The sequence below is a fragment of the Gordonia araii NBRC 100433 genome, assembly GCF_000241265.1.
Classification (GTDB): domain Bacteria; phylum Actinomycetota; class Actinomycetes; order Mycobacteriales; family Mycobacteriaceae; genus Gordonia; species Gordonia araii.
Genome location: NZ_BAEE01000050.1, coordinates 60,209 through 85,891, shown reverse-complemented (window position 1 = coordinate 85,891; position 25,683 = coordinate 60,209). Strand labels below are relative to the sequence as shown.

Annotated in this window: 23 protein-coding genes and 1 pseudogene; 5 read left to right on the top strand and 19 right to left on the bottom strand. The window is 67.2% G+C overall.

All coding sequences use genetic code 11. The features are described 5' to 3' along the window. Positions 1-3 precede the first annotated feature (3 nt). Entirely contained in the window at positions 4-1,317 is a 1,314-nt protein-coding gene (locus GOARA_RS09330; RefSeq protein WP_040522474.1) for an ABC1 kinase family protein, read from the top strand. A gap of 68 nt (positions 1,318-1,385) precedes the next feature. Here the strand turns inward: GOARA_RS09330 and GOARA_RS09325 are convergent, their stop codons facing one another. From GOARA_RS09325 to GOARA_RS09295, 7 genes are all read right to left on the bottom strand, one after another. Further along, on the bottom strand, positions 1,386-1,670 hold the full coding sequence (locus GOARA_RS09325; RefSeq protein ID WP_040522519.1) for a WhiB family transcriptional regulator: 285 nt from the start codon (positions 1,668-1,670) through the stop codon (positions 1,386-1,388). Between the two features lie 396 nt (positions 1,671-2,066). Further along, a complete protein-coding gene (locus GOARA_RS09320; protein WP_007322102.1) occupies positions 2,067-4,184 on the bottom strand; it encodes an ATP-dependent DNA helicase UvrD2 in 2,118 nt (705 codons plus the stop codon). A 149-nt stretch (positions 4,185-4,333) separates the two neighbouring features. Then, positions 4,334-4,585 carry a mycoredoxin gene (locus tag GOARA_RS09315; protein ID WP_007322101.1) on the bottom strand — a complete coding sequence of 84 codons (252 nt, stop codon included), beginning with the start codon at positions 4,583-4,585 and terminating at the stop codon, positions 4,334-4,336. Between the two features lie 133 nt (positions 4,586-4,718). Next, positions 4,719-5,654, bottom strand: coding sequence for an NAD(+) diphosphatase (nudC, locus tag GOARA_RS09310; protein WP_007322100.1), 936 nt, complete (start codon positions 5,652-5,654; stop codon positions 4,719-4,721). 1 nt (position 5,655) lies between these two features. Next, the gene (locus GOARA_RS09305) at positions 5,656-6,729 is read right to left on the bottom strand and encodes a potassium channel family protein (RefSeq protein WP_007322099.1); all 1,074 of its coding nucleotides are present in this window, start codon (positions 6,727-6,729) and stop codon (positions 5,656-5,658) included. 76 nt (positions 6,730-6,805) lie between these two features. Next, complete coding sequence (locus tag GOARA_RS09300) at positions 6,806-10,186, bottom strand: ATP-dependent helicase (RefSeq protein WP_007322098.1); 3,381 nt, start codon at positions 10,184-10,186, stop codon at positions 6,806-6,808. Further along, positions 10,179-13,478 carry an ATP-dependent helicase gene (locus GOARA_RS09295; RefSeq protein ID WP_007322097.1) on the bottom strand — a complete coding sequence of 1,100 codons (3,300 nt, stop codon included), beginning with the start codon at positions 13,476-13,478 and terminating at the stop codon, positions 10,179-10,181. The genes GOARA_RS09300 and GOARA_RS09295 overlap by 8 nt, the downstream gene beginning before the upstream one ends. Positions 13,479-13,552: 74 nt before the next feature. Between GOARA_RS09295 and GOARA_RS09290 the strand changes: the two genes are divergently transcribed. From GOARA_RS09290 to GOARA_RS09280, 3 genes are all read left to right on the top strand, one after another. Continuing rightward, positions 13,553-14,371 carry an alpha/beta fold hydrolase gene (locus GOARA_RS09290; protein WP_007322096.1) on the top strand — a complete coding sequence of 273 codons (819 nt, stop codon included), beginning with the start codon at positions 13,553-13,555 and terminating at the stop codon, positions 14,369-14,371. 5 nt (positions 14,372-14,376) lie between these two features. Then, a complete protein-coding gene (locus GOARA_RS09285) occupies positions 14,377-14,682 on the top strand; it encodes an MGMT family protein (protein WP_007322095.1) in 306 nt (101 codons plus the stop codon). 91 nt (positions 14,683-14,773) lie between these two features. Next, positions 14,774-15,628: a TIGR02569 family protein gene (locus GOARA_RS09280; RefSeq protein ID WP_007322094.1), complete on the top strand. Its 855-nt coding sequence runs from the start codon at positions 14,774-14,776 to the stop codon at positions 15,626-15,628. An 81-nt stretch (positions 15,629-15,709) separates the two neighbouring features. Here GOARA_RS09280 and GOARA_RS09275 read toward each other — a convergent pair whose 3' ends face one another. From GOARA_RS09275 to GOARA_RS09260, 5 genes and pseudogenes are all read right to left on the bottom strand, one after another. Further along, positions 15,710-16,363 (bottom strand): dihydrofolate reductase family protein, encoded by a 654-nt coding sequence (locus GOARA_RS09275; protein WP_007322093.1) that lies wholly within the window; start codon positions 16,361-16,363, stop codon positions 15,710-15,712. 59 nt (positions 16,364-16,422) lie between these two features. Then, positions 16,423-16,746: pseudogene (locus GOARA_RS19360) on the bottom strand (SRPBCC domain-containing protein); the annotation flags it as partial. After that, positions 16,739-17,089, bottom strand: coding sequence for an ArsR/SmtB family transcription factor (locus GOARA_RS09270; RefSeq protein ID WP_007322092.1), 351 nt, complete (start codon positions 17,087-17,089; stop codon positions 16,739-16,741). The pseudogene GOARA_RS19360 and the gene GOARA_RS09270, both read right to left, overlap by 8 nt. An 80-nt stretch (positions 17,090-17,169) precedes the next feature. After that, positions 17,170-18,342 (bottom strand): adenylyltransferase/sulfurtransferase MoeZ, encoded by a 1,173-nt coding sequence (moeZ, locus tag GOARA_RS09265; protein ID WP_007322091.1) that lies wholly within the window; start codon positions 18,340-18,342, stop codon positions 17,170-17,172. Beyond that, positions 18,339-19,490, bottom strand: a complete 1,152-nt coding sequence (locus tag GOARA_RS09260) for a DUF3152 domain-containing protein (RefSeq protein ID WP_007322090.1) — start codon at positions 19,488-19,490, stop codon at positions 18,339-18,341. The genes moeZ and GOARA_RS09260 overlap by 4 nt, the downstream gene beginning before the upstream one ends. Positions 19,491-19,592: 102 nt before the next feature. Here GOARA_RS09260 and fasR point away from each other — a divergent pair, with 102 nt between their 5' ends. After that, positions 19,593-20,231, top strand: a complete 639-nt coding sequence (fasR, locus tag GOARA_RS09255) for an HTH-type transcriptional activator FasR (RefSeq protein WP_007322089.1) — start codon at positions 19,593-19,595, stop codon at positions 20,229-20,231. Here the strand turns inward: fasR and GOARA_RS09250 are convergent, their stop codons facing one another. From GOARA_RS09250 to GOARA_RS09220, 7 genes are all read right to left on the bottom strand, one after another. Beyond that, positions 20,232-20,465 carry a DUF3107 domain-containing protein gene (locus GOARA_RS09250; RefSeq protein ID WP_007322088.1) on the bottom strand — a complete coding sequence of 78 codons (234 nt, stop codon included), beginning with the start codon at positions 20,463-20,465 and terminating at the stop codon, positions 20,232-20,234. Positions 20,466-21,273: 808 nt separating this feature from the next. Further along, entirely contained in the window at positions 21,274-21,645 is a 372-nt protein-coding gene (locus GOARA_RS09245) for a hypothetical protein (RefSeq protein ID WP_007322086.1), read from the bottom strand. A 294-nt stretch (positions 21,646-21,939) separates the two neighbouring features. Next, on the bottom strand, positions 21,940-22,665 hold the full coding sequence (locus GOARA_RS09240) for a hypothetical protein (protein ID WP_170265617.1): 726 nt from the start codon (positions 22,663-22,665) through the stop codon (positions 21,940-21,942). Between the two features lie 63 nt (positions 22,666-22,728). After that, complete coding sequence (locus GOARA_RS09235; protein WP_138947620.1) at positions 22,729-23,448, bottom strand: hypothetical protein; 720 nt, start codon at positions 23,446-23,448, stop codon at positions 22,729-22,731. 17 nt (positions 23,449-23,465) lie between these two features. Further along, complete coding sequence (locus GOARA_RS19815) at positions 23,466-24,608, bottom strand: Rv0964c family protein (protein WP_007322083.1); 1,143 nt, start codon at positions 24,606-24,608, stop codon at positions 23,466-23,468. A gap of 4 nt (positions 24,609-24,612) precedes the next feature. Further along, positions 24,613-24,933: a WXG100 family type VII secretion target gene (locus tag GOARA_RS20840; RefSeq protein WP_373277741.1), complete on the bottom strand. Its 321-nt coding sequence runs from the start codon at positions 24,931-24,933 to the stop codon at positions 24,613-24,615. A gap of 91 nt (positions 24,934-25,024) precedes the next feature. After that, complete coding sequence (locus tag GOARA_RS09220; protein ID WP_007322081.1) at positions 25,025-25,669, bottom strand: ferritin-like fold-containing protein; 645 nt, start codon at positions 25,667-25,669, stop codon at positions 25,025-25,027. Positions 25,670-25,683: the final 14 nt, after the last annotated feature.

Genomic DNA, 25,683 nt, shown 5'->3' with positions numbered 1-25,683 from the left:
CTCATGAGTGAAATCACGCGGGGGTCGGGGCGCCGGAACGCAAAGTTGGCGGCGCTGCCGATCGGCGTCGCGGGACGCGCGGTCGGCGGCCTCGGCAAACGAATCGCGGGCAAGAGCAAAGACGAAGTCAACCAGGAGTTGATGGAGAAGACCGCCGAGCAGCTTTTCGCCGTCCTCGGCGAGCTCAAGGGCGGCGCCATGAAGGTCGGGCAAGCCCTGTCCATCATGGAGGCGGCGATCCCCGAGGAGTTCGGCGAACCGTTCCGTGAGGCGCTGACCAAGTTGCAGGCCGAGGCACCGCCGTTGCCCGCGAAGAAGGTGCACGCCGTCCTCGACCAGCAGCTCGGCACGAAGTGGCGGGAGCGCTTCCTCGAGTTCAACGACGAACCCGCCGCGGCGGCGAGCATCGGCCAGGTCCACCGGGCGGTGTGGTCCGACGGGCGTGAGGTCGCGGTCAAGGTGCAGTACCCCGGCGCCGACCATGCGCTGCGCGCCGATCTCAAAACGCTCGGGCGGATGTCGGGCCTCATCCAGAAGCTGTCGCCCGGAACCGACGTGAAGGCGATGGTCGACGAGCTGATCGACCGTACGGACGCCGAACTGGACTATCTCGGCGAGGCCGAGAACCAGCGCGTGTTCGCCAAGGCCTTCGACGGCGACCCTGACTTCCTGGTTCCCAAGGTCGTGGCGAGCGCGCCGAAAGTCGTCGTGTCGGAGTGGATGAGCGGGACCCCGCTCTCCAAGCTGATCACCGAGGGCACCCAGGAGCAGCGCAACCTCGCGGCCGCACGGATGGCGCAGTTCGAGATCTCCTCGCCGTATCGCACCGGGCTGCTCCACGGCGACCCTCATCCGGGGAACTTCTTCATCGCCGATGACGGTCGCTTCGGGGTGCTCGACTTCGGCGCCGTCGGCCACTATCCCGACGGCCTGCCGGCCGAGACCGGTCCGATCCTCAAACTGGCCCGCGATCGGGACTACGACGAATTGCGCAATCTGCTCGTCGCGACGGACTTCATCCGTCCCAGCCATGCGAACAAGGTGACCGCCGCCGACCTCGAGGCCTACCTCAAGCCGTTCGTCGACCCGCTCTACACCGACGAGTTCCACTTCACCCGCAAATGGCTACAGCGCGCCGCCGGCAACGCGACGGACATGCGCGGGGACGTCTACAAGACCTCGCGCAACCTCAACGTGCCCAAGGCCTACGTGATGGTGTTCCGCGTGCTGCTCGGGTGCGTCGGCATCGCCTCCCAGCTGGAGGCGCACGCCCCGTACCGCGCCATCATGTCGGAGTGGGTACCCGGCGTCGACTGACGTCGCGTCGCCGTCGCACCGGCCCAAGACGCAAACGAGCCCGGCAAGCTGCTGCTTGCCGGGCTCGTTCAGCTCGCGACCTTGCGGGGCCGGCCGCGCGGCCGCTTGCGGGCGACGATCTGGCCGCGCTCGAAGATCTCGCCGCCCCACACGCCCCAGGGCTCGGAGCGCTCGATCGCGCTCTCCAGGCACTCCCGCTGCAGCGGGCAGCCCTGGCACAGCGCCTTGGCGGCCTCGAGGTCGGCGGGAGCGTCGGCGAACCACAGGTCGGCGTCGGCCTCCCGACAGGGCAGGCCGAGCGAAGCGGGCGCCATTGGAGACGCGCCGCTGGTGAAATCAGTCAGACAGGTCATGGGATTCTCCAGGAAGATCAGGACGTACAACGGATCGGTGACAAACAAAACGGCCACGGTTCTCGCTTGTCGCGATTCGCCGTGGCCGGGAAGAGTCCAGATGGACTAAGTCGTCACATCGGATGGTCCGGTACGGAGAATCGCCACAGCGCTCGCGCAGCCACTGCTGCGATCGGCTTGCTCGGTGCACCTACGAGAGGGGTCGTGGGCAGGACAGCCTTGTCCCACAGGCGCACGGCAGCGATCGCATGGCTGGCGAACTGATGGCTTGAGTTCACTGTCCGTACTCCTTCCGGTCTCGGTGCTAGGCGCAGCAGGTACTGATCCCCACTGCTTTGACTCGGTCCAGGGTACGGACCGTCGTCGCGCGGCACAACCTATTTTCTACCTGGGGTTTTACCCGTCTTCGGCCGTCGGACCGGCGTTGGCGACTATCGCGACGACGTCGTCGCCGTACCGCTCGAGCTTGGCGGCGCCGACACCGTTGACGCGGGCGAGGGCGCGCAGGTCGGCGGGCCTGGTCGTGGCGATCTCCCGCAGCGTCTTGTCCGCGAACACGGTGAACGCCGGCTTCTCCTGCCGATTGGCCTCGGCCAGCCGCCACGCCTTGAGACTGTCGAACAGCTCGGCGTCGACCGGGGCCAACGGCATCGTCGCCGCCTTCCGCGCGGCGCCGGATCCACCGGCCGAACGCCGATCGCCCGAACACGAGTCGCAGACACCGGTGCGCAGCGCACGGGCACCGAGGAGATGCGACGAACATCGCTCGCAGTTGGGCAACAGCCCGGTCAGGAACCGCGACTTGCGCCGCCCTCGCCGCCCGCCTTCGTTGCGGGCCAGCGCCCACGACAGGCGCAGGTGCTCGCGGGCTCGTGTGACGCCGACGTAGAACAGGCGCCGCTCCTCTTCGATCGCCTCCGCCGACGCATCGATGGCGTGGGAAATCGGCACCGCGCCGTCGGTGAGGCCGACGAGGAACACCGCGTCCCACTCCAACCCCTTCGCCGCGTGCAGCGACGACAGCGTGACACCGCGCATGGTCGGCGGGTGGCCCGCCTGCGACCGGGAGGTCAGCTCGGTGGCCAGCTCGCCCATGGTCAGCTGCGGGTTGTGCCCCAGGAGTTCCTCGGCCAGCTCGACCAGCGCCGTCAGCGACGCCCATCTCGACTTGGCCTCGGCACCCGACGGCTCGTCGGGCGTCAGGCCCAGCGGGAAGAGGATGCGCCGCAGCGCCGTCAACAGCTCGTCGCCGGCGGGAACGTTCTCCGACCGTGCTTCGCGGGAAATCTCCCGCAGCGCCTGGCGGATCTCGGTGCGCGCGAAGAAGGCGTCGCCGCCGCGGACCTGATATGGGATCTGCGCCTCGGTCAGCGCCTGCTCGTAGACCTGGGACTGGGCGTTCACGCGATAGAGCACGGCGATCTCCGAGGCGGGCACCCCGTCGTCGATGAGCTTGGAGATCTCGGCGACGGCTGCCGTCGCCTCCGCCGGTTCATCGGGATACTCGGCGAACCGCGGCGGCGGCCCCGGTGGACGCTGGCCGACCAGTTCGAGCCGTGTTCCCGCGGCACGTCCGCGTGCCGCGCCGATCACCCGGTTCGCCAGGTCGACGACCTGGGGCGTCGAGCGGTAGTCGCGGATCAGGCGGACGACGTGGGCCTCGGGGAATCGGCGGGAGAAGTTGAGCAGATAGTCCGGTCGGGCGCCGGCGAAGGTGTAAATCGTCTGATTGGCGTCGCCGACGACGGTGAGGTCGTCGCGGTCGCCGAGCCAGGCGTCGAGTAAGCCCTGCTGGACCGGGGTGACGTCCTGATACTCGTCGACGACGAAGCAGCGGTAGCGCGAACGAAACTCGTCGGCGAGGCCGGGATCGCCGGCGAGCATCTGGGTGGTGAAGATCAGCAGGTCGTCGAAGTCGAGAAGGTAGTCGCCGTCGGAAGATACCTTCGCGGCCTCGTAAGCGGCGAACACGGCAGCGACCTGCTCCGCCGGCGCGGGAAGGTCGCGACCGGCCTTGGCCGCGGCGACGGCGTACTCACTCGGGCCGATCAGGCTGGCTTTAGCCCATTCGATCTCCGATGCCAGGTCGCGGAGGGTCTCGGTCGTCGTCGGCAACTGGGCCTTGCGCGCCGCCGGGCCGACGATGGGCAGTTTGGAGTCCAGCAGTTCCCAGCGTGCGTCACCGATGCAGCGAGGCCAGAAGTAGCGCAGTTGTCGAAGCGCGGCGGCGTGGAAGGTCTGAGCCTGAACTCCCGCCGCCGATCCCGCATCCCCGATTCCGAGAGCGCGTAGCCGCGAACGCATCTCGCCGGCGGCGCGTGCGGTGAACGTGACGGCGAGTACCTGGTCGGGGTTGACCTGGCCCTGGTCGACGAGGTGCGCGATCCGACGGGTGATCGTCCGCGTCTTACCCGTGCCGGCACCGGCCAGAACGCAGACGGGACCGCGCGGCGCAGTGACGGCCGCGAGCTGCTCCGGGTCGAGATCGGTGAGATGTTCCCCCACACCGACCACTATCTCACCCGCGTCCGACAGGTCTGCTCACCGCTCCCGAGCTCCGCCGAGTGGGCACCTCACCCCCGCCCAGTGGGCACCTCAACCTGCCGAGTGGGCACCTGACCTACGCCCAGTGGGCACCTCGCCGACGCCGAGTGGGCAAACCGCTAGAGACCGAGCTTCTTGCGAACATCCGCGATCGACGGATTGGTCGCCGTGGAGCCGTCGGCGTACTTCACCGTCGGGACGACGTGATTGCCATTGTTCACGCTGCCGACGAAATCAGCGGCCGCTGGATCTTCCTCGATGTTCACCTCGTCCCAAGTGACGCCGAGACTCTTGAGCCCGGTCTTGAGGCGGTTGCAGTAACCACACCAGGTCGTGGTGTACATGGTCAGCGCGGGTGCATCAGTACTCATGCAATGAATAACACCACAGGGCCGCCATCCTGTTCCCGCGGGCCGTGGTGCCCACTGACCGTGGGTGAGGTGCCCACTCGGCGTCGGTGAGGTGCCCACTCGGCGGGGGTGACATGCCCACTCGGCGAGAAGGTCAGGCAGACGCAGAAGACGGCGCGGCGGCCCAGGCTTCGATCATGCTGCGGGCTATCGACACCGAGCCTGGCAGGCGAAGCGGCACCGGCGGCACGTCGTCGCCGTTCTCCGGGTCGGTCCACTCCTTCGCCGCGAGCGCGTCGCGCACCTGCTCGCGCGTGAACCACGCGGCGTCGGCGATCTCGCCGTCGAGGAACCGCAGCGGCTCGTCGGGATCACCCAGCGCGGCGAACCCGAGCATCAGCGACCGCGGGAACGGCCACGGCTGGCTGCCGAGATACCGCGGCTCGGTGACGACGATGCCGACCTCCTCGAACACCTCTCGGATCACGCACTGCTCCAGCGATTCCCCCGGCTCGACGAAGCCGGCCAACGTCGAATACCACTTGTCCGGCCACATCGCCTGACGCCCGAGCAGAATGCGGTCGGCGCCGTCGTGGACGACGGTGATGATGGCCGGGTCGGTGCGCGGGAACTCCTCGCGCCCGCACGATCGGTCGCGCCGAACCCAGCCGAACTTCTCCGTCGCGGTCGGCGCCCCGGTGATCGGCGAGAACTCCGCCGTGTCATTCCAGTTCAGCAGACCCAGGGCGGTGACCAGCAACCCAGCCTCGTCGCCACTCAGATGATGCCCGGCCGACCGCGCGTCACCGAGAGGTTCGGCGACCTCGTCGACCCGCCGAGCCCACAGGAAGACCTCGCCGTCGACGCCCAGCAGCACGGCATCGACCGGCGGGCCGTCGCCGACCTCGGGCCCTGGAAGCCATCGCATTCCGCCGCCTTCGGCGATACCGAACCGTCCCCGCCGGTCGATCAACAGAACTTTGGCCTCGGGCCAATTTTGCTGCGCCGCACCGTGATTGCCTCGCCACTCGCCGCCTCGCGCGATCGTGGACCGAGAGAACAGCGGAGGTTGCGGCAGCGCGAACGGCATATCAGCGATCCTTGTCCAGCCCGCGCCGGACGTACAACAGACGATCGCCCGGCTCGATGGACTCGACCTCGGGCTCGCCGACGCGGTAGAGCTTGCCGTCGCGGACGACGCCCAGCACGATGTCGACCGTGTGTGCCGGTGATCCGCCGACTTCGGTCGGGTCGACGATCCGCTCGGCGATCGCATACCCCTCGTCGGGGGTCAGCAGGTCCTCGAAGACCTCCACGACGCTGGGCGTCTGGGTCGCGATGCCCAGCAACCGCCCGGCCGTCTCGGAGGTCACGACCACCGAATTCGCGCCGGACTGCTTCATCACGTGAGAGTTCTCCGACTCGCGGATCGACGCGACGATCGTGGCAGTCTTGTTCATCTCGCGCGCCGAGAGCGTCGTCAGCACCGCGGTGTCGTCACGACTCGTGGCGATGATGATGCTCGCCGCGTGAGCGGCGCCGGCGAGACGCAGCACATCGGACTTCGTGGCGTCGCCGCGCACCGTGACCAGCCCGTGTGCCTCGGCGGCGTCGAGCGCCTGTTGGGACGGATCGACGACGACGATCTCCGACGGCTTCACGCCGTCGCCGAGCATCGCGTCGACCGCGGTCTGACCCTTCGTGCCGTATCCGACGACGACTGTGTGATTGCGCAAGGTAGCCCTCCAGCGTTGGATCCTCAGCGCCTGGCGCGACCGTTCGGTCAGCACTTCCAGGGTGGTACCGATCAGGACGATCAGGAACAGCACGCGCAGCGGCGTGATCACGATGATGTTCACCAGCCGCGCACCCTCGCTCACCGGGGTGATATCGCCGTAGCCGGTCGTCGACAACGTCACCGCCGAGTAGTACATCGCGTCCAGGAACGACATCGTTCCGCCCTTGGCGTCCCGATACCCGGCGCGGTCGATGTAGACGATAAGCGACGTGAACAGCAGCGCGAGCAGCGCGAATAGGATGCGGCGCCCGATCGCCCGCGCGGGGCTCACCCGCGCGTCGGGGATGCGCACGATGTTGACGAGCGCGTACTCCGGCTCGGCCGAGAGGGCACCAGCGCGCGCCCTGCGACGCAAACGGGCCTTCATCGGCGCCTCGTGATGGTCACCTGTGGGAATCTAGCACCGCAAGACCGGATCATCGCCCTCGCTCCGCTCGACATCATCATCCCCCTCGCTCCGCTCGACCGGCTCCCAGCAACACCGCCAACGCGTCGGCGTCCGGCAGATCGTCGGGTTCGAGCGTGAAATCCGACCGGACGTAGTGGAACGCGGCGGTGACCTGGTCGGGCTCGGCGCCGACGAGCTTGCACCAGGCGATCCGATACGCGGCGAGCTGGATGTTGAGGGATTTCCGTTTGGCCGGCTCCGGCACGGTGCCGGTCTTCCAGTCGACGACCAGCCATCGCGGCCTCCCGTCCGGACCGGGTTTCTCCGTGAAGACCGCATCGATTCGGCCGCGGATCACCGTATCCCCGATCACCGTCTCGAACGGCACCTCCACCTCCACCGGCGTTCGCAACGCCCACCGCGACGCTTCGAACCGCTCGATGAGTTCGGTGAGATCCTCGTCGACGGTGGCGGTCTCGTCGGCGGCGCCCGGCAGTTCGTCGATGTCGAGGAGCCTCGTCGCGCCGAACCGCCGCTCCACCCACGCGTGAAAGGCCGTCCCGCGGCGCGCCAGCGGGTTGGGCTTGAAGGGGACGGGCCGCCGCAGCCGTTGGGCGAAGGTCGCCTCGTCGGTGTCGAGTTCGACCAACTGACTCACCGAAAGATGGGTCGGCAGCGCGACATCAACGCCGGCCCGATTGGATTCGGCATGCTCGGACAGGAGAACGTCGACCTCGGCCCGCCATTGCTCGACCTCCGGGTCTTCGACGGTCGCGTCCGCGGGTGCCGACGTTCCGTCGTCGAACAGGGAGGGTTGCGCGCGCGAGGTGAGACGATCCCGCACGAGGGCCGCGGCCCGATCGGCCGCGCTGCGCCGCTCTCCCAGCCGGTCGGCCGGCCACGCCGCGCTGACGACGTGCGCCGCCAACGGGTTGTCCGCGTCGGCGGCGGGCTCGGCCGCGTCGACGTCGATGACCAGTCCCGTCGAGTCGACGCCCGGATCGTCGATCGCCGCCTGGACGATCTCGACCAGTTCCGCGTAGAACTCCGAGACGGCACGCGGCTTCGCCGATCCCATCGACCAGTGGTGAGCGGAGACGAGCAGCGATTCCTTGGCCCGGGTGAGTGCGACGTAGAGCAGCCGCCGGTCCTCCTCCAGGCGGCGCCGCGCAATCGCTTCCTTGTGATCGTCGAGCGCTACCTCTAGCTCCTTGCGATCGGCGACACCGGAGAGATCCAACCGCGGAAACCCTTCCGACCCGCCCTTCCCCGCGCCCGGATCGGCCAGGTCGCCGCGCAGCTGGGCGGGCAGCTCGCGCACGCTGCCCAGCCACGTCCCGTCCGACCGGCCACTCGGGAAGATGCCGCCGCAGACGTGCGGGATCGCGACGACGTCCCACTCCAGCCCCTTCGCCGCGTGGACGGTGAGTATCTGTACGCGCTGTTCGGCGACTTCGACGCGGCCGGGTTCGAGCCCTTTCTCGATCGTCTCGGCGGTGTCGAGGAAGGCGAGGAGACCAGGCAGCGTCGCCCCGGGTTTGTCCGCGTAGGCGGCGACGTAGCCGGCGAACGCGTCGAGGTGCTCGCGCCCGGTCGTGGCTCCCCGCATCCGCCGCGCCCGGATCTGGGCTTCCACGGCGACACCAATGGTCTGCTCGACGTCGGCGACGAGTTCGGGCAGCGGCTGTCCGATGCGGCGGCGCAGCTGCTCCAGCTGGCTGCCGAATCGACGGATGCGGGCGAATCCCTCCGGGCTGTAGCGCGACGCGTCACCCGGGTCTACGAGCGCGTCGGCGATCCCGGCGTCGTCGACCAGCTCGTCGGGAACCGACGCCGCGAGGACCTCGGCCAGCTGCTCGGGGGTGTCCAACGGCATGTCGGCGACCCTCGTTCGCGCGGCGAGTTCACGCGCCCGCCGCCACAGCGCCGCGATATCGGCGGCGCCGAGCTGCCAGCGCGCGCCGGTGAGCAGCCGCATCGCGGCGCTGCCCGCCATCGGGTCGGCCATCAACCGCAGCGTCGCGACGATGTCCTCGACCTCGGGTACGTGCAGCAGACCGCCGATCCCGACCACCTCGGCCGGGATGCCCAGGCTCTCCAACTCGGCGGCCAACGGCGCCGAGTCCTCGTTGCGCCGCACCAGGATCGCCGTCGTCGGCGGGGAGTCGCCGGCATCGGCAGCCGCCGTGTACCGCCGCGCGATCGAGGCCGCAATCCACGCACGCTCGTCGAGCACCGTCTCCGTCAGCGCCATCGACACCGTTCCCAGCGGTGCGTCCGGGCGCGGGTTCAGCACCGACACCGGCACACCTCGGCGCCGCAACTCCTCCGACGCGGCGTTCGCCAGCCGCAACGCATGCGCGCCGTTGCGCCAGCTGGTGAGCAGTTCGAGTCGTCGCGCGGGTGTCCCGTCGGGCCGCGGAAAGTCGGTGGAGAACCGCGGCAGGTTGGCCGCCGAGGCACCGCGCCACCCGTAGATGGACTGGATCGGGTCACCGACCGCGGTCACCGCGACCGGCGCGCCGCCGGTGCCGAACAACGCGCGCAGCAGTACGCGCTGCGAATGCCCGGTGTCTTGGTACTCGTCGAGGAGCACGGCGCGCACCGACGCGCGTTCGGCGGCCACTACCTCGGGATGCCGGGTCACCAGCTGCGCGGCCAGCGACATCTGCGACCCGAAGTCCAACGCGCCCTGTTCGCGCATCCGCGCACTCAGTTCCCTGATCAGCGGCAGCAACGCCCGCCGTTCATCGATGACGTCCTGGATGTCGCGCAGTTTGCGTGACGGCTCGTCGCGCTGCCGCGGGCCCTTCGGCAGCGTGTCGACGAGGTCGTACAGGTCTTGGCCGGCCACTGCCAGCTCGTCCGGCCCGGCGAGGTGCTCGGCGGAGTCGGAGTACAGCTTGAGCACGGCTTCGGTGACGCCGGAGGGCACCTTGCGCGTGGCGAGTTCGCCGGAGTAGTTGGCGACGACGGAGAAGGCCAGCTGCCACAGTTCGGTCTCGCTCAGCAGCGTCGACGACGGTTCGACGGGGAGCAGGAGGCCGTAGTCGGCGATGAGACGACCGGCGTACGCGTGATACGTGCTGATCTCGGGGTCGGCGTTGCGCAACCGGGTCCGCAACGACCCGTCGGGATCCCACTCGGCCAGCACCGGCGCCCCCGACAGTGCCGAGAGGCGCCGGCGGATCCGTGCCCCGAGTTCGCTCGCCGCTTTGCGGGTGAACGTCAGGCCGAGCACCTCTTCGGGCCCGGCGAACCGGTTGACCACCAACCAGACGACGCGGGCGGCCATGGTCTCGGTCTTCCCCGCCCCGGCACCGGCGACGACGAGAACCGGTTCGAGCGGCGCTTCGATGACGGCGACCTGTTCGGGAGTGGGGCGCGGCAACCCGAGCGCGGCGGCGATGCTGGTGGCCGGGATCAACTCAGTCATCGACCACGCTCCGGCCCGTCAGCTGCGCCGGACACGACGTGTGCAGGCCGCAGTGGCCGCACCCCTCGTTACGCGTCGCGGTGAACACCGGACCGACGCTGGCCTTCGCCGCCGCGCGCAGGATCAGCATCCACTCCGAAATCTGCTCCGCGGTCAGCGGCGGTTGCTGACGCACCGCGGCCCCGGTCGTCTTGTGCGGACTTGCGACGTAGACCAGCTCTCCCCCGCCGGGCTCCGTCCCGTCGGCAAAGCCCTCCACGCCGCCCAGATGCAGCGCCAACTGATAGGTAGCGAGCTGCGGGTGCGCTTGTGCGTCGGCCTTGCTCGGCGGATTCTTTCCCGTCTTCACATCGACGACGACGGGCCTGCCCGCGCGGTCGGTCTCCAGCCGGTCGATGCGGCCGACGAGGCGGATGGGGATGTCGCCGGTGCCGTCCTCCGACCCCAGCCGCGCATCGACGTCGACCTCGGTGCCCACTTCGTCCAGCGCGTCGCGCGAAGCGGTCAGCCAGCTGCGGAAGTTGTCGAGCATCTGCTCGGCGCGCTCCAGTTCGCGCTGGGAGAACCATTCGGCACCGGTGTCGACGCGGTCCCAGATTCCGCGCAGCGCCGCCGTCACGTCGTCGGGCGCGATCTGTCCGGCGAGCGCCTGCACCAACGTGTGGACGAGGGTGCCGGTGACGGCGGGGGTGGCGTCGCCGTCGCGCCCGCCGTGCCCCTCCAGCACCCACCGCAGTGAGCACCGGGTCAGCGATTCGATGTTCGACGGGGAGAGGCGCCGGGGCCCATCGGCGGGCTGCCACAGCGGCTCGTCGGTGCTCGCGTCGGCGAGCCCGTACCAGTCGCGGGGGTGCGCGCCGGGGATATCGAGATCGGCCAATCGGGCCAGCAGCTCGGCCGCCGCCCGCGCCCGCGCCGTTGGCCCGGTCTCGTCGTCGCCGACGCCGGCGATGACCTCCGCACGCAGCGTGGCGACCAGCGACGGCAGCGACAGCACGCGGTCGACGCCGGGGTCGACGGGCACCGCCTCGGGCTCGCGCTCGTCGTCGGGACCGGTTCCGAGGACCGCGGCGATCTCCGGGATGAACCGCGACGGCGCCGACTCTCCGCTGCCGTCCTCGACGGCGCTGACGAACAGCCGCCGGCGCGCCCGCGAGCAGGCGACGAGCAGCAACCGTCGTTCGTCGGCGAGAGCGACCGTGCCGCGCGCGACGGTGTCGACCGCTTCGGGGTCGAGGCCGTCGAGGAGGTCGACGAGTGCACCGGTCGCCAAGATGCTGCCGCGCGGGCGCAGCGACGGCCACAACCCGTCGAGCACTCCCGGGACCGCGACGACATCCCACTCGCGCCCGGCGGCGGCGTGGGCGGAACAGATCGTGACCGCGCCGTCTCGTGCCGAGGGAGCCCGTGAATCGCGCGGGATCTGCAACGCGACGACGTGGTCGACGAACGCGGTGACACCGGCGCTGGGCAGGTTCTCACCGAACGACTCGGCCGCCTCGAACAACGCGAGCATCGCATCGAGGTCGCGATCGGACTGCTCGCCCGCGGGTCCGCCGCGCAACGCCGCCGGCGCCCACCGACGTTCCAGCCCCGACGCCTGCCACGCCTCCCAGAGCACCTCCTCGACCGATCGTTTCGACGCGATCGCCGCTCGGGCAGCCATGACGACCGTACGCACCCGGTTCAGGGGCCGGGCCTCGGCTTCGCTGAGCACTTCGGAGTAACGACGCGCCTCCTCGTCGTCGACGATGGCAGCGCCGAGTGCGGCGATCGAGTCGGTAGTCTCGCCCTCGGCGGCCCGGCGAACACCGCGGCGCAACCGCCGCAACGCTGCCGGATCCGCGCCGCCGATCGGGCCGGTGAGCAACGAGATGACGTACTCGGCTTCCAGGTCGGCTCCGTCGGCGGCGAGGAGCGCCACGAGAAAGGCGCCCACCGCGCGCTGCCGGTGCAGGGGCAGATCCGACGCAGGCGTGACCACCGGGACCCCGGCGGAGCGGAACGCTCGGCGCAGCGCCGGCAGCGCGCGCGGAACGGACCGCACGATGACCGCCATCGACGACCAGGGCACATCCTCGAACAAATGGGCTCGGCGCAGCACGTCGGCTACGGCCGTCGCCTCCTTGGCCGCGGAGGTGAAGACCTTGACCGTCGCGGTCCCGGACGCGTCTGCATCCGGTTCGGGATACGGGTGCGGGCGCGCACCGGGCAGCCGCGCGGCCAGCGCCGCGCCCACCGCGTTGATCGGTCCCGCGGCGCGGTAGTCGCGCACGAGCTCGATATCGCGCGGGGCATCACCGTCGACCAGCTCGTCGGAAAACTGCGGCGATGCCCCTCGGAACCCGAAGATCGACTGGTCGACGTCGGTCGCGATGATCGTCGAGTCCGCGCCGGTACCGATCAGCCGGACCAGTTGCGCGGCCTGCGGATCGAGGTGTTGGGCGTCGTCGACGAGGACGTGCCGGATCCGCGCCCGTTGAGCGGTCAGCAGGTCGGGGTCGGTCGCGAACGCCGAGAGTGCCGACCCAACCAGCTCGGCGGCGTCGACTGCCGGTGCGCTGGCCTGCGGTGCTCCGACGCCGACAGCCCCGCGCAGCAGCATCGTCTGCTCGTACTGGGCGAACATGCGGCCGGCCGCGACCCACTCGGGGCGCCGGTGCCGTTTTCCGAGACGAACCAGCTCCTCCGGACCGGCTCCGCGCTCGGCCGCGCGCATCAGCAGATCGCGCAACGCCTGGGCGAACCCGTCGGTGGGCAACGCGGGCCGGAGCACCTCGGGCCAGTGGGCCGCGCCGTCGGCGACATCGCCGGCGAGTAGCTCGCGCAGCACGACATCCTGTTCCGAACCGGTGATCAGGCGCGGCGGCGGATTGTCGTGTGCCTGGGCCTGCAATCGGAGGATGGCGAACGCGTACGAGTGGATGGTCCGCACCAATGGCTCGCGCGCGGCGCCGGCCGGCGATCCGCCGGCCGCCAAGACCCCGCGCGTGATCTGTTCGCGCAATGCCGCGCCGGCTCGTCGGCTCGCGGCCAGCACCAGCACCGACTCGGGGTCGACATCCGGGTGCGTGAGGCGCGCTACCGCGGCGTCGACGATGATCGACGATTTGCCGCTGCCCGGGCCGCCGTGGACCCGGTGGGGCAGCCACGGGCGTTCCCGATCGGCCAGTACCGGGTTCTCGATCAGACGCGCCACCTCGGGCGGCCAATGCCGGGGCGCGTCGGCCCGGGGCCGCGCGGCGACCAGCGTCGTGCGCACGAGGGGGCGCTGAGCCGGGCTGCGGACCATGCCCTATCGAATCACGTCGGTCTGACGTCCTCGTCGGGGGTAAGTCGCGCTGTTCGATTAGGGTCGGACGCACCATGAGCGCACTGCACCTCGAGACCTTCGGCCCTCGCGATCCGAGCGACGATTCGGCTCGTCCGGACGCCACGACGGCGCCGCTCGTCTTGGCCCTGCACGGACTCACCGGACACGGCAGGCGGTGGGCGCGTCTCGCCCGCGACCTGCCCTCACACCGTATCGTCGCCCCGGACCTGTTGGGGCACGGCGAGTCGTCGTGGGAGCCGCCGTGGTCGTACGAGGCGAATCTGACGGCTCTCGATTCCGTTGTCGCCGAGCTGGATTCGCCGTTCACGCTCGTCGGGCACTCGTTCGGCGGTGCCCTGGCCATCCGCCTGGCACAGCGACACCCGGAGCAAGTCCGGGCGCTCGTCCTGCTCGATCCGGCGCAGGGCCTCGCCCCCGACCGGGCGCTCGAGATCGCCTCCGCGAGCATGGCCCACTGGACGTATCCGTCGCCGGATGTCGCGCGCGACGCCAAGCGCGGCGAGGGCTGGGCCGAGGTACCCGACGACATCCTCGACGAGGAGATTGCCGCGCACCTGCGTCCGTCCGAACAGGTGCTCCTGCCCGCCGGACGCTACGGCTGGCGGGTGAGCCAACCGGCAGCGGCGACGGCGTGGAGCGAGATGGCCACGGGGTTCGAACTCCCGCCCGCCGGGCTGCCGACGGATGTCGTCGTCGCCGATCGGGTGGACCCTCCGCTGGTCAGCGCCGAATTCCTCGACGCCTGCCGGGAGCACCGTGCCGACTCGGTGCGGATTCACCACGCCGACTGCGAACACATGGTGCCGTTTCTGGCGCCCGGCCTCGTGGCGCGCCTCGTGCGAGGAGACTGAGCGCCATGGCCAAGGTGACCGACGACGACGTCGAGCGAGTCCGCGGCCTGGTCGCTGCCATTCCGCCCGGCCAGGTCTGCACCTATGGCGACCTCGCCGATGCTGCCGGGCTCTCCAGCCCGCGCATCGTCGGCTGGATCATGCGCACCGATTCCGCCGACCTGCCGTGGCACCGCGTGATCAGCGCCTCCGGCAGACCGCCGTCGCACCTGGCCTCGCGGCAACTTTCCCGCCTCGCCGACGAGGGAGCGCCCGTCGTCGACGGCCGGGTCGTACTCCGCGAATGCCGGTGGTCGCCGCCCGGCCGGTAGGTCTCAGGCGCACACGTCTGGCGATCCGTGCTCGGTCCGGCCCGAAGTGTCGCTGCCCGGAATCGGACGGCTAGCTGGGTAATCTTGGGTCGTGACCACAGTCGAGCCGCCCGAACACGTGCGGCAAACCTTCGGCCTGACGGCCCATCCACCGATTCCGATGGGAGATCAGTGGGTGGGCGGCTGGCGCGTCGGCGAGGTCGTGTTGTCGATGGTTCCCGACCATGCCCGTGCGGCGTGGTCGGCCGCCTCCCGCGAGAATCTCTTCGTCGACGGCCTGCGCATCGCGAGACCGTTCCGCTCGACCGACGGGCGCTACGTCGTCTCCGGATGGCGTGCCGACACCTACATCGCCGGGTCGCCCGAGCCCCGGTACGACGAGGTGCTGCAGGTCGCCGAGCGGCTGCACACGGCCCTGGCGAATCTCGACCGGCCGCGTTTCCTGCTCCAGCCGCCCGCCCCGCCGTACACCGACGTCGATGTCTTCACCGCCGCCGACCGCGCCGCCTGGGAGGATCAGCCGCTGCGCACCGCCCGAGCAGCCGGAATGTCCGAGCCGGTCACCGACGACGGGAAGGCGAGCGTCGACGCGCTCAAGACCCTGGCGGGCCTGCGCCGTCCGGTGACCTCGCCGTCGCAGATCGTCCACGGCGACCTGTTCGGCACCGTGCTCTTCGCGGGCGCCGCCGCACCGGGCATCACCGACATCGTGCCGTACTGGCGGCCGGCCCCTTGGGCGGCCGCGGTCGTCGCGGTCGATTCGCTGGCCTGGGGCGGCGCCGACGAGGATCTCCTCGACCGATGGTCCGATCAGCCCGAATGGGGCCAGATGCTGTTGCGCGCCGCCATGTTCCGGCTGGCCGTGCACGCGCTGCACCCGCGTTCGACGGCAGGCGCACTGCCCGGGTTGATGCGGGTCGTCGACCTGGTCCGCCTCCGCGTCTAGGCAAACCCCGCGGTTAGCGACAAACCCAGCAGCGATTCGGTGTCGGGTTTGTCTCCGACTGCTGGGTTTGCGTGGGGTAGGTCAGCGGCGCCGGGAAAAGGTCAGGTGGACGACGCCGCTCGGCGAGGTCACCGCTTCGACGTGGAATCGCTGCTCGAGACCTTCCAGTCCGTCCCAGAGCCGTTCTCCTCGACCGAGGAGAATCGGCACGACGGCGATGTGCATCTCGTCGATCAGATCGGCCTGCAGAAACTCGCGGATAGTCGTCGTGCCACCGCCGATCCGCACGTCGAGATCACCCGCGAGTTCGCGAGCGCGCGCCAGCGCGGCTTCCGGCTCCGCGTCGACGAAATGGAACGAGGTGCCGCCCTCCAGTTCCAGCGGAGGGCGCGGGTGATGCGTGAGGACGACAACCGGAGTGTGGAACGGCGGGTTGTCGCCCCACCAGCCCCGCCACTGCTCGTCGGGCCAGGGTCCGGGCTTGGGGGCGAACTTGTTGCGTCCCATGACCTCTGCGCCGATGCCGGTATTCCATCGGCTCGCGAAGGCTTCATCGATCCCGACGGAGCCTTCCTGCTCGTCGTGGAAACCCATTTCCACGAAAGTCTTGGTCCCGATGGCCCAGTCGAGCAGGCGGGTTCCGGCGTGACCGAACGGCTCTTCCTTTCGCTGGCCTTCGCCGACGCCGAAGCCGTCGAGCGAGATGGAGAAGTTGTGAACGCGGACGAGTGACACGGTGCCTCCTGGTTATCGGTTGGTGGCCGAGGCTTCGACGACGTAGTCGGCCGGGTGCCGTCCCCCTCCGGCTCGAAGCTGAGGAATGAGTCGAAGGCGTTGGGATCGTCGCGGTACTCACCGTGCATGAGCACGATCGCCTCCGGTGGGACGATCTCCCGCCACCTGATCCACTCGGGATAGTGGGTTCCGTCCGGCCCGTGCATCATGAAGTCCCACTCCCCGCCGACGCGGAACTCGAATGATCGCGTCGTCGTGGTGAACCCTTCGGGCCCCCACCATTGAGAGAGATGCGCGACATCGGTGAAGACCTCGAAGACGAGATCGCGCGGTGCGCCGATGACCTGGGAGACCACGATCTCGCGGTCGGTCGTATCACTCATGAGGGTGCTCCTGTCGCGTCTGATTCAAATCCCGCACGTAGGCGTCCAATCGGTCGAAGCTCTCGCTCCAGAACTGCTCGAAGCCGCCCAGCCATTCCTGTACCGGCAGGAGCCCACTCGCATCGAGGTCGTAGAGCCGCTGCTTGCCCGCACCTCGGACCTGCACCAGCCCGACCTCGCGTAGCACCCGCAGATGTTTGGAGGCTTGCGGTTGGGTCATGCCGAGCTCGTTCGCCAGCTCGCCGACCGCTCGTTCCCCGCGCCGCAGCCGGACCAGGATCTCCCGGCGCTGCGGCTCGGCGATCGCGTTGAACGCGTCCGACGTGGTCGCTGCTCGGGCCATGCCGACCATCATATGCCCATATAGGCAAATGATCAATGCGCGTCTCGCAATCTAGGTGAACGCATCTGGGCAAGCGGGTATCAGTAGACGGGCATGGACGGATCGACCTGGTGGGCCCACGCCGTGATGCCGCCCTGCAGGTGAGTCGCGTCGGAGAAGCCCGCCCCCTTCAGCATCGCGAGCACCTCGGCCGAACGCACCCCGGTACGGCAATAGAGCACCGTCGGACGGTCTTGCGGGATCTTCGCCAGACCGTCGCCCGATTCGAACTCGCCTTTGGGAACGAGCGTCGCACCGTCGAGGTGCACGATGTCCCACTCGACCGGGTCGCGGACGTCGATCAGCGCCAGTCGCGCACCGTCGTCGAGCCGGGCTTTCAGCTCGGCGGGGGTCAGCGTCGCACCGGCAGCGGCGGCCTGCGCCTCGTCGGACACCACGCCGCAGAAGTCGTCGTAGTCGATGAGTTCGGTGACTTTGACGCCGTCCGGATCTTTGCGGATCCGAACGGTCCGGAACGTCATCTCCAGCGCGTCGTAGACCATGAGGCGGCCGAGGAGGGTCTCCCCGATCCCGCAGATCAGCTTGATCGCCTCGGTACCCATGATCGAGCCGATCGTCGCGCAGAGGATGCCAAGAACCCCGCCCTCGGCGCACGACGGCACCATTCCGGGCGGTGGCGCCTGCGGGTAGAGGTCGCGATAGTTGATGCCCTGGCCGTCCGGCGCGTCCTCCCAGAACACCGAGACCTGGCCTTCGAAGCGGTAGATCGACCCCCAGACGTACGGCTTGCCGGCCAGGATCGCCGCATCGTTGACGAGGTACCGGGTGGCGAAGTTGTCCGCACCGTCGAGGATCAGGTCGTACTGGGAGAACAGTTCGACGGCGTTCTCGTTGCTCAGTGCGAATTCGTGGGTGTTGACGGTGATGTGCGGGTTGATCTCCAGCATGGAGTTCTTCGCGCTCTGCGCCTTCGCGATGCCGATGTCGGATTGCCCGTGGATCACCTGGCGCTGCAGGTTGGATTCGTCGACGACGTCGAAGTCGACGATGCCGATCGTGCCGACTCCGGCGGCGGCCAGGTACATCAGCGTCGGAGAGCCCAATCCTCCTGCGCCGATGACCAAAACTTTGGCGTTCTTCAGGCGTTTCTGGCCGGCCATGCCGACGTCGGGAATGATCAGGTGCCTGCTGTACCGGGCGACCTCCTCGCGGCTCAGTTCGCCGGTCGGTTCGGTCAACGGAGGAAGAGTCATGGGAATGGCCAGGGGTTGGGTTTGCAGCTCAGTGCGCGGTTGGCGTTCATGTCCGGGTCGAGCGCCATGATGTCTTTGTTAGCGGTCCCGAACGACTGCTGCATCATGATCGGTGCAAGGGCGCCGTCCTGCTTGCACGGTTCATGCGCCTCGTAGCCGATGCCGTGCCCTACTTCGTGGTTGATCAGGTACTGGCGGTAGCTGTGGGTATCGCCGGCGAAGGAGATCGCACCGCGCACCCACCGCGCCTCATTGATGATCACCTGGTGCGTCGGCGGGTAGAAGCAGGAACTCTCCAGCTTGATCTGGTAGCCGCACAGCGCCCGCGCGGTGTTCGTCGACGTCAGCGAGATCCGCAGATCCGGGTTGTTGCCCGGCCCGACGCGCTGGAAGGAGACCTTGCCGCCGCCGATCCAGCTCTTCTTGTTGGCCAAGGTTGCCTCCACCATCGACGCGAAGGCCCGGTCGCCGGAGAAGTCGTGGGCGACGAGACCGTCCTCGACCTCCACGGTATACGTGAAGAGCCTTGCGCCGGTGCCCGCTTTCTTCGGCTTGCCGGCAACCGGCACGACGTGGAACGTCTTACGCCCCTCGCGCGTGAAGTGCCCGCCTGGCGGCAGCGCACCGACCGGCAGCGCCGACTCGGCGATGTTCCCCGTCGGCGCGCCCACGGGCGCCGACTCGGTCACGATCTGCGTGTTGGGGCCCGCGTCGGGCGAGGCATTGTCGGCCGCGCCGTCGGCCTCTCCCCCGCGCACCGTCATCACCATCAGTACGACGGTGAGCACAAACAGCACCGGGATGGCGTACGCGCGCCAACCGTAGGTGGCGATGAAGCGGCTCACTGGATTGCCGAGATCTTCGAAGGCGCTCGCCGAGCCGGCAGGCGGATCCCACGTCGCGGTCAGTGGCTGCCCCGGGTTCGGCCGCGTGACCGGGTACGCACCAGAGGCCGGGCGCGAGCGTGGCATCGCCCCGGAAGGCGGCGGAGGCGGAGGCGCGTTGTACCGATACCGATCCGCGTTCGGATACCCGCCGTCGGCGGCGGTTCGCTGCCGGTTCGGATCGCCGGCGGCGGGGCGCGACCGGCCCCCCTCGCCCGCACGGGGTCGAGGAGCGCCGTTGCGGACGTCCTCAGATCGGTTCACGCGTTAACTTTCTCACAGGCCGCACAGGATTCCGCGCAGGCTCCACATATGACGTCCAGGTTACCGAAAAGCGTCCGACCACCCCGGGAGTAGGCTGCTGCCATGACTTCGTCCAGCACGACTCCCGCCGGCCGCAACGGCACGCGGCTGCCGCGCAGTGCGCGCCGCCTACAGCTCCTCGACGCTGCCAGTGAGATCTTCGTCGAGCGCGGTTACCACTCGGCGGGCATGGACGAGATCGCCATTCACGCCGGAGTATCCAAGCCGGTGCTGTACCAGCACTTCCCGTCGAAACTCGACCTCTACATCGCCGTGGTCGACTCGCACGCCGAGAAGCTGGTCACCGCGATCAACGACGCGCTGCGCATCAGCACCGACAACCGGCAGCGTGTACGCGCCGCCGTCGAGGCCTTCTTCAACTTCGTCGACCTCGACAACTCCGGCTACCGCCTCATCTTCACTTCCGACGTCAAGGATCCGGCCGTCATCAAGCGCGTCGAGGGGTCCATCGAGGCGTGCGTCGATGCCGTCTACGAACTCATCATGCACGACTCGGGTTATGACCCGTACCGGTCGCGGATGCTCGCCGCGGGCCTCGTCGGAGCGAGTCAGGTCAACGCGCGCTACTGGATCGACGCGCACCGGCCGGTCGACAAGGAGATCGCGGTGGAGACCACCGTCGCCCTGCTGTGGGGCGGACTGTCCCGCGTCCCCAATCAGAACGTCGAAAAGGCGAAGTAGCTACTTGGAGCCGAAGCCGACGCGGCGGACTTCGGCGCTGCCGACCTCGGCGTAGGCGATCTTCGCCGACGGGATCAGAAAGCGCGAGCCGCGGTCATCGGTCAGAGTGAGCAGGTCGGTCTTGCCACTCAGGGCCGACGACACCGCGTCGAAGGTCTTCTCGCTGTCATCGGCCACCTGCACGGCCAGTTCACGGGGGCTGTCGACGATGCCGATCTTCACTTCCACGCTCATGGGCTAGAGCCTAGCCGAGACTCGAAGCGCTACGACATGCCGTGACCTCGGTTTCGCCGACAGCGGAAGCCAGACGACGCGACCAGCCATGGCTACTTCGCCTGGACGAATCGGTTCACAGCTTTGACGAAGACGGTTTCAAACTGCGCCCTGTCGATTTCGACCGGAAGGGCGGTCTCCAAGTGCATGCCCATATCCCCGACCAAGGCATACGCTTCGGTGCGATACTCCGAAAGACTCGAGCCCTGCTCCCATACGCGCCATGACCTGACGTATGCGCACGCCAGCTGGCAACCCTTGAGGGACGGGCAAGTCTGTCATCCGGCGCTCAACTGTCTGCCCGCGCGAGTTCTTCGACCAACTGTTGGCACAGATGTCTCCACTCGTCACTTGTCGAGCCACGGCATTCGAGTCGTGAAACACCATCTGCGTGTACACCGATTGACCGGCACCCGGGCGGGGAAAGAAGTTCTTGGCAGACAGCAGGACCTTTAGCATTTCTTCGAATGCGCCAACCCTAATCTGATGACATCCGTCAGGCGACGACGGCGTCGATTTCTCCACGTCCAACGATTTCGCAATCGGGACGTAGGGATCGGCGAGCGGGACCGAGGAGTACCCGGGAGGAAAGTCCGCGATGGTAAGCATGCGCTCCTCGTCGCCGGCGATTGTGTTGGAGGCCCGCGAAGATTCCTCGCCAGATCTCCCCGAGAAGAGTGCAATCGACGCGGCAACCAGCACGCAAACGAGTGCCAGCGGCACCGCGACCAGGGCCACTCGCTTCACCGACACGACCTTTCTGTGTGGTTCACGGTGACGGCGATCCACCCCCGAACGGTTGCGACTCCTCGGTCGGCGCGTTGGTCCGCGTCGCGATTATCCAACAGACAACGGCCGTCGCCACATAGGCAAAATACGGGAGTACAAGGAACAGCACGAGATAGAGCATGATCGGAAACAACGTAATCACACCAACCCCAACGAAAAGACCTGATCCGATCTGCCGGATCGGCGTCAGCGGGATCGCGAACGTCGCAACGCCGATCAGTGCCACAACGACGAAGAAGGTGGTTCCGGAGTACCACTCGGGCGGATCTAAATGATCATTGACCAACGACAGTTGCACATTGAACAGAACCGAAATGAGTAGTCCGATCGGGCCGTAGTATTTCCAGAACACCTGCCACCCGCGCTGCCCGAAACGTCGCCCGTCACGAAATCTGGATCCCACAGTGGACGGCTTCCCGCTGCGCCCGCCACCAGGAACCACGGCGCGAAGAGGCTAAGAATCCCGGTCAGTGACGCACCTGATCGCGAATTTACGAACACCGAGATTCCCGTGATAAACAACGCGGCCAGGATAGCCGCCGGCGTCACAAGATTGCGAAGTTGCTTCGCATCGGTCCCCTCCATCATTGATATTGGATGCATCTTGCGCAGAGAGATCATGACATGACCTCGTTACTCTAGTGGTTCATCGCCCGGAGCTGGCCTCGGCGAACCGGTTCACAGCTTTTCTGAACACTGACTCGAACTCCTTGATTTCTATCTCGCCCGAACTAGTGGCAAACAGATGCATTCCCATATTCCCGACCAAGGCATACCCGTCGATCCGGCGCTCTACCGAGCCCGCGTCGTCCTGCCAGGTGTGCCACAAGAACACGCGGGCGCTATCTGGCATCGACGACGGCTCAGGCAAAGGAGTCACCCTGCGAGCGGTATTCCGCCCACGCGAATCGGTCAGCCATCTGTCCGCACATGTCTCGGTGCTCGTCACCTGGCGAGCTACCGCATTCGAGTCATGGACGACCATTTGGGTGTATTGGACTCCGCTCCCGGCCGCCCCGTATGGCTGAAAGAGCATGGCCGACAAGGGCACCTTCGACAGCCCGGTGAGCGCATCCAATCGCAGCTCGTGACAACCCTCCGGCGATGAAGGTTTCGCTTGCTCTCCCTTCAGTTCCTGATCTATCGGAACGTAGGGGTCGGTCAGCGGCGTCGAGATATAGGCCCCAGGGAGGAGGTCCGAAGCGGTGAGCATCAAGGATCTATCGACAGCGATGGTGTTCGATGCACGAGTGGACTGGGCAAGCGTGCTCGATCCGCGCGGCACCTGGGATGATTCGGCCCTCGGTTCGGAGCGGAGTACCACGAACAGTGCCGCCACAATTAGGACGATCACACCGAGCAGCGCAAACATGACGTACGCGATCCGCCCAATCATGTCATTCTCACCGATCGTTCTTGTCGCGGTCGACCTTGGCTACGTCGTCCGGGCAAACTTGTTGACGGCCTTCACGAAGATCGCCTGGAACTGCTTCGAGTCAATAGCGACCGGGCTAGTCGTCTCCAGCAGCATCCCTTTGCCCTTGAACACAGCGAAGCCTTGCAGGCGATACTGTGTTCTAGCCGATTCGACACCCCAGGTGTTCCATGACCACACGGTCACCGCGACTCCATTGGGCAGATGGGGCGGCTCCGGCAGCGAATTGATTCGGCGTTCGAACCTCTCTCCCGCTGAAGTGAAGAACCATGTGAACGCGCATTGAACGTTGCTGTTCAGCAGACGGTCCACGGTGTCGGGACTATGGATAACCACTTGCGTGTAGTCGTGAAGACCCCGACCTATGGGCGGCTGGATTGAGATCGCGGCCATAGGAACGTCCACAGACTCCTCAAGTGCTTCGACGCGTTCTCGGTGACAGCCATCCTCGACAGAGGGCGTGGCCTTCTCCTGCTTCAGCTCTTGCTCGAACGGCAGCTGAGGGATGGTCAGCGGGCGGACGGCATATCCGGATGGGAGATCCGCAACAGTGAGCATGAAGGCCTCGTCCGAACCGAAAGTGTTCGCCGCACCGCCAGAAGTCGTACGACCAGAATCCGGTGCGTCCGAACCGCGATCCGTTGACGCGAAGACAAGAACAGATGCGAGTACTAACAAAACCACCAAAGGCAGCAAGACGAATACCCATCGACGCTTCATAGTCCTCCTCAAGGTGGTTACTCCCCTGGCCGGACTCCGGGCCGGGGAGCCGCAATCCCATAGTTGGTGTAGAGATTGTTGACCTCATCGACAGTAAGAGAATTCCACCCCGATGTGTGATGAAACGGAATACCATTCACTCCGACCTTCACGGTATTCGACGCAGAATAGTCGTAGGTGTATTCGACCTCCATGTATTGCTTGCCGTTGATAGTAACCTCACGCATTGATGTCGGTGTTGCACTGTCTGCGCGGAGTCGAGTTCCGCGGTCAACATCAATCTCCAGCGACTCCGTTTTGGTAAACTTGCCCCCTTTGTAGCTGTGCCTCTCAAACTCGATTTTGTCACTACCGGAGGTCGATCCCCTCCGGTGGAAGCTCCCCGAGTACGGTCCCGTCACTCCGCGATCGTTCGGGTCGAAGACGACTTTCTTACTGTGAGTTTTTCCCAGATTTGTAGTGGGGTTCCTCGGATTGTCGCGCCAACCCTTGGGCAACACCATTGGTATGTATCTCTTCACGATTTGCGAATTGGGATTCTGCGCAAAGGGTGTAGAACCCCAGACCTCACGTGCCGACTTTCCAGGAAAGCTGCCTTCACAGTTCGGGTCACCAGGCGCGCCAATCTGGTTCATCGGCGTCTCACCGCTTGCCGCCTGGACCGCGACGGCGAGATCTCTGTCGGCATCGTCCGCATCTCGCATCAGATCGGCCACCTGTTGCTGAAACCGCTGCTTCATCGCCTCACGTTCGGCAGCGGCAGCGGCAGCTGCGACGTCGGTCGACCCCAACTGCTCGTCGAGGCTCGGTGGCCGGAGGTCCTCGACATACCCGGTATTCTCGTGCAGCACCATCCCTTGATCACTGATCGCCTTCGCCAATTTGTCCAAGCGTACCTGTAGATCGCCCACGGCCGTTGCCGCCCTTTTTGCGAGCACTCCGACGCGACGGGCCTCGTTGCCGTGGGCGTCCAAGTCTTTTCGGCGCTTCTTGCCGGCGCGGCGAGCAGCCCTTGCCGCATCGCCGGACCATGTCGAGAAGACGTCGGGGTTTGCGATTGGCTGGCCGATCCACTCACATGTCCGGGTCGTCCGGTCGCATAACCCGAAGACACTTTCAATGTCTTCTACTTTCCACCTACGAATTTCGCTGGGGAGCATAGCGTCACGCCAAATTCAAGCGATCACGGCCAACAGAACTGCTGGCTGAGTTCATTCGCCCAGTATTCTGCTCCTCCTGCGCTGCGTAGCGATGACCCGCGTCGCAAATCATGTCCGCGTAGTTCTCGAGGTTGGCGACTATCGTGCGGGTGTCCGATGCCCACTCTGCGACGCGTTCGCTCATAGCCCGACGGGAACTTGGACCCCACGAGGCAGCCGCGTCCTCTATGTTGCGGCGGTGGCTCGCCAGCTCCTCTCGCCCTTGGTCAGCCCTCGACCGCACCTCTTTCGCGTGGGCTAACAACACCGTCGGGTCGACGGTCATCGCGCCATCATTCACGATAGCCATGTTCGACATACCTCCAAACATGTGGACGAAGTGGCGGATTTCAGTAGCATCCGAGCTTCATTCGCTCCTACCCCAAACCCAAATCAGCCATGCGTTTCGCGTGACGATCAGTAACCGATTCGAAGAAGCGGGAAACCGCTGCGAGGTCGGTCGAGCCGCCGGTGAACAGCAGGTCGGTCACGTCTTCCTCGGCCGCGAGCACCCACTGTGTGTGGGTGATGGCTTCGCCCAGCAGGCGTCGCCCCCACAGGGTCAGCGGCCAGCGCAGCTCCGGCTGCGCGGCGACCCGCGCGCGCACCCAATCTTTGGCGAACTCGGAGTTGCCGGTCTCGGCCATCACCGTCGACACGACACGCCGCGCTTCGTCGGGCAGCACGTCGGAGAGCTCGCCGTAGAAGTCGGCGGCGAGCCCGTCCCCGACATAGGCCTTCACCATGACTTCGTCCCAGGTCTTCGGATTCGTCGTGCCGTGGTAGCGATCGAAGACGTCCAGGTGGCGCAGCACCGCCTCGACGGGGTCGATTCCCCGCTTGACCAGCTCGGCGGCCAGCTCGTCGAAATGCCCCATCTCGGAAGCGGCCATCCGTCCAATGGCTATGCGGCTGGGCACATCCGGGGCCATCGCCGATTCGGTGATCAGTCGGTTGTGCGCGGCGTACTCGCCGGCGATGAGGACCGAGTAGAGCTTGGCGATGCCCGGGTTTTCGTCCATGGGATGGATGGTAG

Coding starts and splice junctions, on each gene's coding strand:
- nudC (WP_007322100.1), bottom strand. CDS start 5,654: ATGCCGTTCGCGCTGCCGCAACCTCCGCTGTTCTCTCGGTCCACGATC.
- GOARA_RS09290 (WP_007322096.1), top strand. CDS start 13,553: ATGAGCGCACTGCACCTCGAGACCTTCGGCCCTCGCGATCCGAGCGAC.
- moeZ (WP_007322091.1), bottom strand. CDS start 18,342: ATGACTCTTCCTCCGTTGACCGAACCGACCGGCGAACTGAGCCGCGAG.
- GOARA_RS09315 (WP_007322101.1), bottom strand. CDS start 4,585: ATGAGTACTGATGCACCCGCGCTGACCATGTACACCACGACCTGGTGT.
- GOARA_RS09325 (WP_040522519.1), bottom strand. CDS start 1,670: ATGACCTGTCTGACTGATTTCACCAGCGGCGCGTCTCCAATGGCGCCC.
- GOARA_RS09250 (WP_007322088.1), bottom strand. CDS start 20,465: ATGAGCGTGGAAGTGAAGATCGGCATCGTCGACAGCCCCCGTGAACTG.
- GOARA_RS09295 (WP_007322097.1), bottom strand. CDS start 13,478: ATGGTCCGCAGCCCGGCTCAGCGCCCCCTCGTGCGCACGACGCTGGTC.
- GOARA_RS19815 (WP_007322083.1), bottom strand. CDS start 24,608: ATGCTCCCCAGCGAAATTCGTAGGTGGAAAGTAGAAGACATTGAAAGT.
- GOARA_RS09285 (WP_007322095.1), top strand. CDS start 14,377: ATGGCCAAGGTGACCGACGACGACGTCGAGCGAGTCCGCGGCCTGGTC.
- GOARA_RS09240 (WP_170265617.1), bottom strand. CDS start 22,665: ATGTTTGCGCTGCTCGGTGTGATCGTCCTAATTGTGGCGGCACTGTTC.
- GOARA_RS20840 (WP_373277741.1), bottom strand. CDS start 24,933: ATGACCGTCGACCCGACGGTGTTGTTAGCCCACGCGAAAGAGGTGCGG.
- GOARA_RS09300 (WP_007322098.1), bottom strand. CDS start 10,186: ATGACTGAGTTGATCCCGGCCACCAGCATCGCCGCCGCGCTCGGGTTG.
- GOARA_RS09330 (WP_040522474.1), top strand. CDS start 4: ATGAGTGAAATCACGCGGGGGTCGGGGCGCCGGAACGCAAAGTTGGCG.
- GOARA_RS09220 (WP_007322081.1), bottom strand. CDS start 25,669: ATGGACGAAAACCCGGGCATCGCCAAGCTCTACTCGGTCCTCATCGCC.
- GOARA_RS09305 (WP_007322099.1), bottom strand. CDS start 6,729: ATGAAGGCCCGTTTGCGTCGCAGGGCGCGCGCTGGTGCCCTCTCGGCC.
- GOARA_RS09270 (WP_007322092.1), bottom strand. CDS start 17,089: ATGGCCCGAGCAGCGACCACGTCGGACGCGTTCAACGCGATCGCCGAG.
- fasR (WP_007322089.1), top strand. CDS start 19,593: ATGACTTCGTCCAGCACGACTCCCGCCGGCCGCAACGGCACGCGGCTG.
- GOARA_RS09235 (WP_138947620.1), bottom strand. CDS start 23,448: ATGAAGCGTCGATGGGTATTCGTCTTGCTGCCTTTGGTGGTTTTGTTA.